Genomic DNA, 11,926 nt, shown 5'->3' on the forward strand with positions numbered 1-11,926 from the left:
GAATATCCGGACATTCCGGCCAGAAATTCCCGGGAATTTGCTCCCCGCACGAGGCCAGATGACCCGTTACATCCTCCGCCGCCTGATCTCGGCCATCCCGGTGCTGTTCGGCATTTCGGTCATCGTCTTCGCGATCATGGCGCTGATCCCGGGCGACCCGGCCACCGCCATCCTCGGCAGCTTCGCCACCCCCGAGAACGTGGCCCGCCTCAACGAGGATCTGGGCCTCGATAAACCTCTGGTCCAGCAGTACGTCATCTGGCTCGGCAACCTGCTTCAGGGCGATCTGGGCCGCAGTTTCAACCTCAACCGCCCCGTGCTGGACGAGGTTCTGGAACGCTTCAACGCCACGCTCGTCCTTGCCGGGACCAGCTTCGTTCTCTGTTCCATCCTCGGCATCGTCGCGGGCGTCGTCTCCGCCGCCAACCAGTATGGCACGGCCGACCGCGCGATCACCTTCGTCGTGCTTCTGGGGATTTCCATTCCCTCCTTCTTCCTCGGGATGATGATGATCCTCACCTTCGCGGTGAACCTGCGGATGTTCCCGGCCTCTGGCATGTGGCCGATCTTCGGCGACCGCGATCTCTGGGCGCTCCTGCGCCATCTCACCCTTCCCGCGCTGGCGCTGTCGGTGGTGGCCACGGGCGTCATCGCGCGCCTGTCGCGTTCCGCCATGCTCGAGGTGCTGCGGCAGGATTTCATCCGCACCGCGCGGGCCAAGGGTGTCCCCGAACGCGGCGTGATCTGGCGCCATGCGCTCCGCGCCGCCATGGTCTCGATCATCCCCGTCCTCGGCATTCAGGCGGGCTTCGTCCTGTCGGGCGCGGTCTATATCGAGGTGGTGTTCCAATGGCCGGGCATCGGCCGGATGCTGGTCGACGCGATCTTGCGCCGCGACATCTTGCTGGTGCAGGGCGGCGTCATCTTCGTCGCGGCCTGCTACGTCCTGTTCAACATCGTCGTCGATGTCGCCCAAAGCCTGCTCGACCCAAGGATCAAGACATGAGCGCGCTGGCGCTTCTGGCGCGCAACCGGCTGGCGCTTGGCGGGCTGATCGTGATGGCCCTCGTCGTGCTTCTGGCGATCCTCACGCCGCTTCTGCCGCTCGCCCCGCCCAATGTCACCGATACCGGCAACCGCTTCCTGCCGCCCTTTTCCCCGGGCGCGCCGCTCGGCACCGACCACCTCGGCCGTGATCTCCTCTCGCGCCTGATGTGGGGCACCCGCCTGTCGCTCGCCGTGGGCATTGCCGCGGCTTTCGTCGCCGCCACCATCGGGGCCGCCATAGGCATCGTCGCGGGCTACTACGGCGGGCGCACCGACAACGTCATCATGCGCGGCGTCGACATGCTGATGGCCTTTCCCTACATCCTCCTGGCGCTCGCCATCGTCGCCGCCCTCGGCCCCGGCCTGATGAACGCGCTGATCGCGGTCGCGGCCGTCAACATCCCCTTTTTCGCCCGCAACATCCGCGGCATCACCGTGGGCATCGCGCACAAGGAATTCGTCGACGCTGCCCGCCTGTCCGGCATGTCGGATGCCCGCATCATCCTGACCGAGATCTTGCCCAACGTCGTGCCGGTGATCGTCATCGCCATGTCCACGACCGTCGGCTGGATGATCCTCGAAACCGCCGGTCTCAGCTTCCTCGGTCTCGGCTCCCAGCCCCCCGTCGCTGATCTCGGCTCCATGCTGGGCGAGGCGCGGGCGGCCCTGATCACCAATCCCCACACCTCCATCGTGCCGGGCCTCATGATCCTCGTCATCGTCATGGCCATCAACCTACTGGGCGACGGTATCCGCGACGCGCTCGACCCGCGCTTGAAATCGGGCGCGCTGAACCGGCCCTTGCCCGCCACGCTGGTCGCCCCCGACCGCCAGCCCGAGAGCCAGCAGAACGACGGCATCCTGACGCTTGACAACCTCCAGACCCAGTTCCGGGTCAAGCACCGCACCTACCGCGCCGTGGGCGGCGTGACGCTCTCCGTCAAACCGGGTGAATGCCTCGGCATCATCGGCGAAAGCGGTTCCGGCAAATCCGTCACCGCGCTTTCGGTCATGGGCCTCGTCGCCTCGCCCCCCGGCCTCGTCACCGGCGGCTCGGTCCATTACCGGGGCGATGACCTGATCGGCGCGCCGTACCGGCAGTTGCGCAGCCTCAGGGGCAGCCAGATCGCCTATATCTTTCAGGATCCGCTCGCCACGCTTCACCCGCTCTACCGCATCGGCGACCAATTGATCGAGGCGATCGCGGTGCACCACAGCATTTCCCGCGCCGAAGGCCGGAAACGGGCCATCGACCTGCTCAACGCCGTGCGTATCCCCAACGCCGCCTCCCGCATCGACGATTACCCGCACGAAATGTCGGGCGGAATGCGCCAGCGCGTCGGCATCGCCATGGCGCTCGCCAATGACCCCGAGGTCATCATCGCCGATGAGCCCACCACCGCGCTCGACGTGACCGTGCAGGCGCAGATCCTCTCGCTCCTCGACGATCTGCGCCGCGACCGGGGACTGGCGATCATCTTCATCACCCATGATTTCGGCGTGGTCGGCCAACTCTGCGACCGCGTGGCGGTCATGTACGCCGGCCGTATCGTCGAACAGGGGCCCACCCGCGCCATTCTCGACGCGCCGCGCCACCCCTATACCGCGCGGCTCATGGCCTGCGTGCCGGAACTGGGCGCGGGCAAGCGCCGGCTCGAGGCGATCCCCGGCCTGCCGCCGCCCGTCGACGACCTGCCCCCCGGCTGCGCCTTCGCCCCGCGCTGCGACCGCGCGACCGACACCTGCCGCCGGGGCGACATCGCGCTCGAGTCCGCGGGCGACCGCGCGCTGCGCTGCCTCCAGCCCGTCCAGCCGCAGGAGGCAATGCCATGACCACCCCCGCCCTGCGCCTCGAAAACCTGTCCAAGACCTTCCCGCTCGGCCGCCGCCTCTTCGGCCCCGAACGCCCCGGCGTCCGCGCGGTCCATCCTGTCACGCTCGAAGTGATGCCCGGCGAAACCCTCGGCATCGTCGGCGAAAGCGGCTGCGGCAAGTCCACGCTGGCCCGAATGCTCGTGGGTCTCCTTCCGCCCACCACCGGCACGATCCAGATCGAGGGCAGGGCGCTCGACAATGCCGATCCTGCGGTCTTCGGCAAACGCATCCAGTATGTCTTTCAGGACCCGATCAGCAGCCTCAACCCCCGCAAGACGATCCGCCAGATCATGGAGGCGCCGCTGAAACTCCTCCACGGCATGGACCGCGCCGCGCGGGCAAAACGCATCGCTGAGATTTTCGCCACCGTCTCCCTGCGGGAGGAGTTTCTAGACCGCTACCCGCATGAATTCTCCGGCGGGCAGGCGCAGCGCATCGGCATCGCCCGCGCGCTGGCGGCCGAGGCGCGCATCCTCATCCTCGATGAACCCGTCTCCGCCCTCGATGTCTCGGTGCAGGCGCAGGTGCTGAACCTGCTCGCCGATCTCAAGGCCCGCCTCGGCCTGACCTATCTCTTCATCTCCCACGATCTCGCGGTGGTGGAGGCCGTGTCGGATCGCGTTGCCGTCCTCTATTTCGGCTCGGTTGTCGAACTGGGCCGGGCCGAGGATATCTTCCGCGCGCCCCGCCATCCCTATACGAAACTTCTGGCCGACAGCGCGCCGGTCGTGGGCCGCCCCCTGACCGCGCCCGAGGCGCGCGAAACCGAATTACCCGATCCGCTGAACCCGCCCGGGGGCTGCGCCTTCCGCGCGCGCTGCCCCCGGGCCAGCGACCTCTGCGCGGCCAAGGTGCCGGTGCTCGATGGGGCAGGGGGGCGTCACGCCGTCGCCTGCCACCACCCGCTTCAGGACTGATCCACCACCTCCAGCGCGCGGATTGCGAACCGCTCGGCCAGCGGGGCCAGCGCCGCCGCATCCTTCCCCGCCGCCGATCCCGCCCGCGCCCTGTCGGCGATGCCCACGAAAATCACCGCAAAGCGGAACAGCGCAAAGGCGACGTGGAACGGCAAAAGCGGCCCGGTCGGGCGCGCATGGGCCTGGTATTCCGCCACGAACGCATCGCGCTCGGGGATACCGCCCGCCCGCCAATCGGTGCCCAGAAGCCCCCGGTATTCCTCGGGTCCGCTGTGCCACGGGATCACGCAAAACCCCAGATCGGCGAGCGGATGGCCCAGCGTCGACAATTCCCAATCCAGAACCGCGATCACGCGCGGCTCGGTCGGATGCCACATCAGGTTGCCGACCCGGAAATCCCCATGCGCGATAGACACCGCCCCATCATCCTCGGGCATGTTGGCGGGCAACCAGTCCACAAGCCGATCCAGCGCCGCGATCCGCGGCCCGGTCGAGGCCGCGTATTGCCCGCTCCACCGCGCGATCTGCCGCGCGAAATAATTCCCCGGCTTGCCGAAATCGCCCAAGCCCACCGCCTCGGGCCGGACCGCATGCAACCGCGCCAGCGTCCGCGCCATGTCCAGATACATCGCCCGCCGATCCTGCGGCGCGACACCGGGCAGGGTCGTGTCGTCGAACACCCGCCCCTTCAGCCGTTCCATCACGTAGAATGGCGTGCCAAGGATGCCCGCATCCTCCTCCAGCCACAGGGCGCGGGGCACTGGCACCTCCGTCCCCTCCAAAGCGCGCAGCACGCGGAATTCCCGCTCGATGGCATGGGCACCGGGCAGGATCGGCCCCTCGGGCTTCTTGCGCAGCACGAACCGCGCCCCGCCCCAATCGACGAAGAATGTCGGGTTCGACTGCCCGCCGCCGATCCGCGCCACGCGCGGTAGCCCCTCACATGGCAGCCGCGCGCCCAGCCAATCGGCCAGTGCGCCCGCGTCGATGCCCGTGGACCCGCTCACGACCCGGTCACATCCCATGACCAGAACCCGCGCCCCTCATCGGCCAGATGCCGGTTCAGCACCATCTGGTGCACCTCGTCCGCGCCATCGACCAGCCGCGCCTGCCGCGCATAGCGATAGATCCACTCCAGCACGGTGTCCTGCGAATACCCCCGCGCCCCGTTGATCTGGATCGCCACATCCGCCGCCTTGTGCAGCAGGTTCGCGACATGGATCTTGGCCATCGAAACCTCTTTCTTGGCGAACCCGCCCCGGTCCAGCTCCCAGGCCGCCTTCATCACCAAAAGCCGCCCCACCTCGATCCCCATCGCCAGATCGCCCAGCTTGATCTGGATGCTCTCCCGATCCGCCAGCCTGATCCCGAACCCCTCCCGCGTCTCGGCATAAACGCGCGCGATCTCGACGCAGCGTTTCGCCAGCCCCAGCCAGCGCATGCAATGCGTCAACCGCGCAGGCCCCAGCCGCATTTGCGTCAGCTTCAGCCCCAGACCCTCGCCCAGCAGCACCCGGTCCTCGGGCAGCACCATGTCCTCATAGACCAGCTCGCAATGCCCGCCATGTTCCTCGGGTCCCATGATCGGAATGCGCCGTTCTATCCGCCAACCCGGATCGTCCCGGTGATGCAGAAACGCCGTCAGCCCCCGCCGCGGATCATCCGATGTGCGCGCCATCAAGATGAAATGCTCCGCCTCCGCCGCGCCGGTGATGAACCACTTGTGCCCCCGGATGACGTAATCCCCACCCCGCTTTTCCGCCCGCGTCAGCATCATGCCGGGGTCCGACCCGCCCCCCGGATGCGGCTCGGTCATGGCGAATGCCGACCGCACCTGCCCCTCCACGATCGGGGCAAGCCACCGCGCCTTCTGCGCCTCGGTCGCGGCCTGTTCCAGCACCATCATGTTGCCATCGTCGGGTGCGGCCGAATTGAACACCACCGGCCCGAAGATCGAGCGGTTCATCTCCTCGTAACAAACCGCCATCCCCATCCGGCCCAGCCCTTGCCCGCCGCTCTCGGGGCGAAGTTGCAGGCACCACAACCCCTCGGCCTTCGCCTTGGCGCGCAGCGGCTCCAGCCAGTCATGGGCGATGTTGCCATGCGCGTCCCACGCCTCCCGCCGCGCCTCGACGGGCAGGATCTCCTCCTCCACGAACCGGGCGATCCGCGCGCGGAACCCCTCGACCTTGGGCGAAATCGTGAAATCCATGGCGTGTCCCTCCCCGACCCGTCAGCCCTCAACCGCTACCACCGCCCCCGCGCGCTGGACAAGCCCCGCCCCCCTTGCTCTAACCTGCCCCGACCAAGCGACCGGAGGCCGACATGGTGGACATCGCCACCCGCGTCTACAACCACAAGTGGAAGATCGACCCGATCGTCCGCTCCCTCATCGACACCGATTTCTACAAGCTCCTGATGTGCCAGTCGGTGTTCCGCAACAAACCCGACACGATCGTCACCTTCTCCCTCATCAACCGCACCACGCGCATCCCGCTCGCCAACCTGATCGACGAAGGCGAACTGCGCGAACAGCTCGACCATATCCGCACCCTCCGCCTCACCCGGGGCGAAAGCACATGGCTCCGCGGCAACACCTTCTACGGCCAGCGTCAGATGTTCCGCCCCGATTTCATGGAATGGTTCGAGGCGCTCCAACTCCCCCCCTACCACCTCGAACGCATCGGCGATCAATACGAGCTCACCTTCGAAGGCAAATGGCCCGAGGTCATGCTGTGGGAAATCCCCGCCCTCGCCGTCCTGATGGAGCTTCGCTCCCGCGCCGTGCTGCGCCACATGGGCCGGTTCGAGCTGCAGGTGCTCTATGCCCGCGCCATGACCAAGCTCTGGGAAAAGGTCGAGCGCCTGCAAAGGATCGACGGCCTGCGCATCGCCGATTTCGGCACCCGCCGCCGCCATTCCTTCCTTTGGCAGGATTGGTGCGTCCAAGCGATGAACGAGGGTCTGGGCAACGCCTTCGCCGGCACCTCCAACTGCCTCATCGCGAAAAACCGCGACCTCGAGGCGATCGGCACCAACGCCCATGAACTCCCCATGGTCTACGCGGCGCTGGCCGACACCGACCCCGCGCTCGCCCGCGCCCCCTATGACGTGCTGTCCGATTGGCACGAGGAGCATTCCGGCAACCTCCGCATCATCCTGCCCGACACCTACGGGACCGAGGGTTTCCTGTCCCGCGCCCCCGATTGGCTGACCCAATGGACGGGCATCCGCATCGACAGCGGCGACCCCGCCAAAGGGGCAGAGGTCGCCATCCGCTGGTGGCAATCCCGCGGCGAGGATCCGCGCGAGAAACTGGTGATCTTCTCCGACGGCCTCGACGTCGACAAGATCGCGGCGCTCCACGCCCAATTCTCCGGCCGCGTCCGGGTGAGTTTCGGCTGGGGCACGCTCCTGACCAACGACTTCCGCGGGCTGGTCGCCGATGACGCGCTTGCGCCGTTTTCGCTCGTCTGCAAGGCTGTCGCGGCAAACGGTCGGCCCACGGTCAAGCTCTCCGACAACCCCGAAAAGGCGATGGGGCCGGAGGCGGAGATCGCTCGGTACAAGCGGGTGTTTGGGGTGGGCGAGCAGGAGCGGGTTGAGGTGGTGGTTTAGGGTTTGTTCTGTTGCGTTTGTCGTGTGTGCGTGGTGATGGTGCGCTTGTTGAATTTTCTGAAAAAGCACTCGGAAGAGATTTCCGCTGCAGCGGCACTTCTTGGAGTCGTTATTGCTAGTCTTGGCTTCGCAATAACCATCCATCAGTTAAGCCTCACTGAACGAGCACTCAGAGCTTCAAACGCTTATCAGATCCAAAGCGACGCTAGAGATTTAGCCCAAGAGATGCTCCTGTTTACAGAATTGAGGGCCGCCATCAGAGGTGAAGGTGCAGAGCGCGAACTCTTACCAAGAATGCGGGAAGCCTTGTGGAGGCAGCACAACTTCTTTCTTTCAGTATTCAGACAAAGTGAAGCTCGTGGGCTAACCACGACAGTTTCCGATGCATTCCAGAGAGACTTTTGTGGTTTCGTGGCTCGTGAGTTTGTCGCGCTGCAGTGGGAGGTCATGGTGCGTCAAGAAATGCTTACGGAAGACCATATGGAAATGAGGAGAGAGTGGTGTGACAGCTAAATGGGCTTATGCGATGGTTTTGTCCGCATTATGCTCTTTTGGGGCAGTGTATGCGGGTGAGTTGGGGAATGTCTATGGAAGCCCCGAAATAGAGCAGGCATCAAGGGAAAGCAGTGCTGCCGCTTTGGCCGCGTTGCGCGATCTGTTTGAGGCTGCACGACTCCGCGAAATTGGTGAAGGAAGCGGTTCAGAGCTGTTCCTCGCTGCTGCTGAAAATCTAAGAGTTGCGTCTAATGGTTTTTCAGCTCTCGTGGAAGCCGAGGTGGGTTTCGAACTTACAGAGGATGAACGATCCTATGTAATTGCTCGGATTGGTGATAATTTTTTTGGTGATATTGGGATGGCTAATGTCTCCCATTTGTCCGTCTTGTTATCTATGATGGGCGAAGCAACTTTTGAGCTTTCCAATCTATTGCTTGAAATCAGTGGTGATTTTGAGGGTTTGATATTGCCCAATCTATCTCCAAGAGTTGAGAGAATTCTTGCATTGGGTGAAGTTATCTCGACGATTGGCGAGGGCAGGCTCGATTGATTTATTCGGCAAGCATGCATAACGTGTGGTTATACCCTACCATGCCGCACAAAATGCCCACCCTAAACCACACCCCGTAGGCCGGGCTTCAGCCCGGCACCGTAGGGTGGGCAATCCTGCCCACCAAACCGCCGCCCACCATCCCCACCAACCACCCGCGCTGCGTGGTGGGTTTCACCCACCCCACACCACCCGCGCGCCTGGTGGGCAAATTGCCCACCCTACACCGCCACATCCATGCTCTGGTGCAACACCCGCACCACCGTAACCGCCGCCGCATCCTCGCGAAAAAACACCACGTGGCTCCCCACCAACGCCCGCCGCAGCCCCGGCCCGACCTCCTCCGCGCGGCGGGATGCGGTCGCGCCGGTCGCAAGGCCGATCATCCGCGTATCCAGATCGTCCAGATACTTGTCAGCCTGCGCCTCGCCCCATGTCTGGAACGTGTAGATCCAGATGCCGCGCAAATCCGCTTCGGCCTCCGGCGAGACATCGAGCCGTTTCACGACGCCTCGCGCTTGCGGGCCTCGGCCATCCACTCCGCACGGCGCGCGGGCCAATCCCATTCACGGGCAATCCCGCTCGCCTCGCCCTCCGCGATCAATTCCTTGAGCCGCGCCAGCTTGGCCTCTTCCTCCTCCAGCAGGCGCAGCCCCGCCCGCACCACCTCGCTGGCCGAGCCATAGCGCCCCTCCTTCACCTTCTCCTCGATGAAGCCCGCGAAATGATCCCCAAGGGAAACGGATGTGTTCTTGCCCATGGCCTGCCCTCCGATACTGTTACCAATATTTGGTATCGAGGCATCACCTGTCAATCGGGGTCGACCGGACCCCGCCCCGCCTTCACCTCGCCGCGCACCTTCTTCGCCTTGATCCGGCGTTCCACCGACCCCTTGGTCGGCCGCGTCGGGCGGCGCACCTTGGGCGCGACCAGCGCCGCGCGCACCAGCTCCGCCAACCGCTCCCGCGCGATCTCCCTGTTGCGGGCCTGGCTCCGGGTCTCCTCCACCTGGATCACCACCGCGCCTTCCTTGGTCCAGCGCCGCCCGGCCAGCCGCCGCAGCCGCCGTTTGACCGGATCGGGCAGATGCGGGGACCGTTCCGCCTCGAACCGCAATTCGACCGCCGTCGACACCTTGTTCACGTTCTGCCCACCGGGCCCGGAGGAGCGGGTAAAGCTCTCCGTCATCTCCCAATCGGCAAGCGTGATCTGGTCTGTGATGGTCAGGGGCATGGCGGGCATCTGTAACTACGGATGTCCTACACAATCACTACGGCATCACGACGGAAACCCTACGCAAGGGTCCGGCCAACGAAAAAGGGCCACCCCATGGGGCGGCCCTTTCGAAAGATCAGGAGGCGGTCCGGTTAGGACTTAACCAACCTTGCAAGGGCGAAATCACCCGAGGATTGCCTCAGGCGCGCACCTCCCAAGCTGTCCCGACACCGTTCTCCAATACCCTTCTAGACACTGGATCACCTCCTTCCTGCTTGGTTGCTGTTAGGTCCAGCCTGCCACAGATTTTGCGGTTGTCAAAACATTTCACGCAACCTGTGCCACGAATTTCCGCGTCAGCAACCGGAACGGGATCAGCGCGACCATGGCGATGGCCAGCTTGACGCCCCAATCCGCCACCGCCAGCGACACCCACAAGGGCGCGACAGGACCCCAGCCCAACAGCGGCACCATCTCCCCCGCCCAGGACACATCGTTACCGGGCTCGAGCCACGTTAACGTTCCCGAAAAGGCGATGGAGAAAAACAGCGCCGTATCGACCGACGATCCGATAACGCTCGAAAAAACAGGCGCTTGCCACCAAGCCCCGTTCCGCAGCCGGTCGAACACAGCTACGTCCAAAAGCTGCGCCGTCAAAAACGCGATCCCCGATCCGACCGCGATGCGCAGCGTGACCAGCGGCCCGAACTCGCCCATGATCTGCGTGCCGATCAGCGAGCATCCGACGCCGACCAAAAACCCAACGAAAACAACGCGTCGCGCCGCCGTCACGCCGTAAACCCGGTTCATCACATCGGTGACGAGAAAGGCCAAAGGATAGGTGAACGCGCCCCATGTCAGCCAATTCCCGAACAGGAATTGCACGAGGATATTCGAGGCCACGACAACGGCAGCCATCGCCAGGATGCCCGGCAAGTACTTGGTATTCATGATGTATTTCCGTTTTTACAAGGTGGTCGGAGACTTGGCCCCAAAAGGGCAGAGCCGCCCCCTACACTCCAAACCGGATTTACGCAAGCACCTCGGCCAGTGCCGCCGCGACCTGCGGGATCGCCGCCGCCGTCAGGCCCGCGACATTCATCCGCCCGTCGCCGACCAGGTAAATGCCATGCTTTTCCCTCAGGATATCAACCTGTTCCGGGCTCGCCCCGATCAGCGAAAACATCCCCCGATGCGCCGCCAAAAACCCGAACTGGTCCGACCCGGTCGCCTCGCGCAGCGCCACAGCCAAAGCCGCCCGATTGCTTGCCATGACCGCGCGCATCCCGTCCAGCTCTGCCCGCCACGCATCGCCAAGCGCCGGATCCGACAAGATATCTTGCACCACCCGCGCGCCATGGTCGGGCGGAAACGCGAAATTCTGCCGGTTCATCCCCGCCAGAACCCCCTCCGCCGCCGCCTTGGCCCCGGTCACGATCAGCACCACGCCGACCCGTTCCCGGTACAGCCCGAAATTCTTGGAACAACTCGCCGCGACAAAGACCTCCGGCAGCGCCCCGGCCAGCAGCCGAACGCCCGCCGCATCCGCCTCCAACCCCTCGCCGAACCCCTGATAGGCCATGTCGACAAAGGGGATGGCCCCGCTCCGCGCGCAGAGATCCGCAATCGCCCGCCAATCCGCCAGCGTCGGATCAACCCCGGTCGGATTGTGGCAACACCCATGCAGCAAGATCAGATCGCCCGCGCGTACCCCCGCCAGATCGGCCAACATGCCGTAGCGGTCCAGCCCCCCGGTCGCGCCGTCGTAATAGCGATAGGTCCGCCGCTTCTGCCCAAGGTGGTCGATGATGGCCGGGTGGTTGGGCCAGGTAGGATCACTGATCCAGACCGTCGCCCCGGGCTGCAAACGGTGCACGCTCTCCAACACTTGCCGCACCGCCGCCGTGCCGCCCGGCGTGCCTGCGCCCGCGACCCGCGCCTCGGGCACGGCATCGCCAAGGATCAACCGCCGCATCGCGTCGATGAAGCCCGGATCGCCGCGCAGGCCGACATAGCCCTTGGTCTCCTGCCGCTCCCAGATCGCGCGCTCGGCCGCCTTGACCGCCGTCATCACCGGCGTCGTCCCCTCGGGTGAGCGATAGACGCCCACACCCAGATCCACCTTGTCCATCCTCGGATCGGCCGCGAACATCCCCATCAGCCGGATGATCTTGTCTGGCTCGGGCGGCGTCACACTCTCGAACATGGC

General features: G+C 65.0%; 13 protein-coding genes. 6 read left to right on the plus strand and 7 right to left on the minus strand.

The features are described 5' to 3' along the window. Positions 1–58: 58 nt before the first annotated feature. Genes QQK63_RS06970 through QQK63_RS06980 form a run of 3 tightly spaced genes read left to right on the plus strand, consistent with a single transcriptional unit; the run spans position 59 to position 3,839 of the window. The gene (locus QQK63_RS06970; protein ID WP_277825820.1) at positions 59–1,006 is read left to right on the plus strand and encodes an ABC transporter permease; all 948 of its coding nucleotides are present in this window, start codon (positions 59–61) and stop codon (positions 1,004–1,006) included. Next, the gene (locus QQK63_RS06975; protein WP_277825822.1) at positions 1,003–2,880 is read left to right on the plus strand and encodes a dipeptide/oligopeptide/nickel ABC transporter permease/ATP-binding protein; all 1,878 of its coding nucleotides are present in this window, start codon (positions 1,003–1,005) and stop codon (positions 2,878–2,880) included. The genes QQK63_RS06970 and QQK63_RS06975 overlap by 4 nt, the downstream gene beginning before the upstream one ends. Beyond that, on the plus strand, positions 2,877–3,839 hold the full coding sequence (locus QQK63_RS06980; RefSeq protein ID WP_277825824.1) for an ABC transporter ATP-binding protein: 963 nt from the start codon (positions 2,877–2,879) through the stop codon (positions 3,837–3,839). Before QQK63_RS06975 ends, QQK63_RS06980 begins: the two co-directional genes overlap by 4 nt. Here QQK63_RS06980 and QQK63_RS06985 read toward each other — a convergent pair. Further along, entirely contained in the window at positions 3,830–4,846 is a 1,017-nt protein-coding gene (locus tag QQK63_RS06985; RefSeq protein ID WP_277825826.1) for a phosphotransferase family protein, read from the minus strand. The genes QQK63_RS06980 and QQK63_RS06985 overlap by 10 nt on opposite strands. After that, the gene (locus tag QQK63_RS06990) at positions 4,843–6,051 is read right to left on the minus strand and encodes an acyl-CoA dehydrogenase family protein (RefSeq protein WP_277825828.1); all 1,209 of its coding nucleotides are present in this window, start codon (positions 6,049–6,051) and stop codon (positions 4,843–4,845) included. The genes QQK63_RS06985 and QQK63_RS06990 overlap by 4 nt, the downstream gene beginning before the upstream one ends. 113 nt (positions 6,052–6,164) lie before the next feature. Here QQK63_RS06990 and pncB point away from each other — a divergent pair, with 113 nt between their 5' ends. From pncB to QQK63_RS07005, 3 genes are read left to right on the plus strand one after another with little or no spacing between them, the layout of a single operon-like run. Next, positions 6,165–7,457, plus strand: a complete 1,293-nt coding sequence (gene pncB, locus QQK63_RS06995) for a nicotinate phosphoribosyltransferase (protein WP_277825830.1) — start codon at positions 6,165–6,167, stop codon at positions 7,455–7,457. Positions 7,458–7,502: 45 nt separating this feature from the next. Further along, entirely contained in the window at positions 7,503–7,970 is a 468-nt protein-coding gene (locus QQK63_RS07000; protein ID WP_277825832.1) for a hypothetical protein, read from the plus strand. Beyond that, entirely contained in the window at positions 7,960–8,502 is a 543-nt protein-coding gene (locus QQK63_RS07005; protein ID WP_277825834.1) for a hypothetical protein, read from the plus strand. The genes QQK63_RS07000 and QQK63_RS07005 overlap by 11 nt, the downstream gene beginning before the upstream one ends. Before the next feature lie 221 nt (positions 8,503–8,723). Here QQK63_RS07005 and QQK63_RS07010 read toward each other — a convergent pair whose 3' ends face one another. The 5 genes from QQK63_RS07010 to QQK63_RS07030 all read right to left on the minus strand — a co-directional run bounded on the left by QQK63_RS07010 (position 8,724) and on the right by QQK63_RS07030 (position 11,923). Continuing rightward, complete coding sequence (locus tag QQK63_RS07010; protein ID WP_277825835.1) at positions 8,724–9,008, minus strand: type II toxin-antitoxin system RelE/ParE family toxin; 285 nt, start codon at positions 9,006–9,008, stop codon at positions 8,724–8,726. Next, positions 9,005–9,262 carry a type II toxin-antitoxin system ParD family antitoxin gene (locus QQK63_RS07015; RefSeq protein WP_277825836.1) on the minus strand — a complete coding sequence of 86 codons (258 nt, stop codon included), beginning with the start codon at positions 9,260–9,262 and terminating at the stop codon, positions 9,005–9,007. The genes QQK63_RS07010 and QQK63_RS07015 overlap by 4 nt, the downstream gene beginning before the upstream one ends. A gap of 50 nt (positions 9,263–9,312) precedes the next feature. Then, entirely contained in the window at positions 9,313–9,735 is a 423-nt protein-coding gene (gene arfB, locus QQK63_RS07020) for an alternative ribosome rescue aminoacyl-tRNA hydrolase ArfB (protein WP_277825838.1), read from the minus strand. 309 nt (positions 9,736–10,044) lie between these two features. Continuing rightward, positions 10,045–10,668: a queuosine precursor transporter gene (locus QQK63_RS07025; RefSeq protein WP_277825840.1), complete on the minus strand. Its 624-nt coding sequence runs from the start codon at positions 10,666–10,668 to the stop codon at positions 10,045–10,047. Between the two features lie 79 nt (positions 10,669–10,747). After that, positions 10,748–11,923 (minus strand): amino acid aminotransferase, encoded by a 1,176-nt coding sequence (locus QQK63_RS07030; protein ID WP_277825842.1) that lies wholly within the window; start codon positions 11,921–11,923, stop codon positions 10,748–10,750. Between the last annotated feature and the right edge of the window lie 3 nt (positions 11,924–11,926).

Origin of the sequence: Roseicyclus marinus (assembly GCF_030163795.1) — a bacterium.
In the GTDB taxonomy this organism is placed as follows: domain Bacteria; phylum Pseudomonadota; class Alphaproteobacteria; order Rhodobacterales; family Rhodobacteraceae; genus Roseicyclus; species Roseicyclus marinus.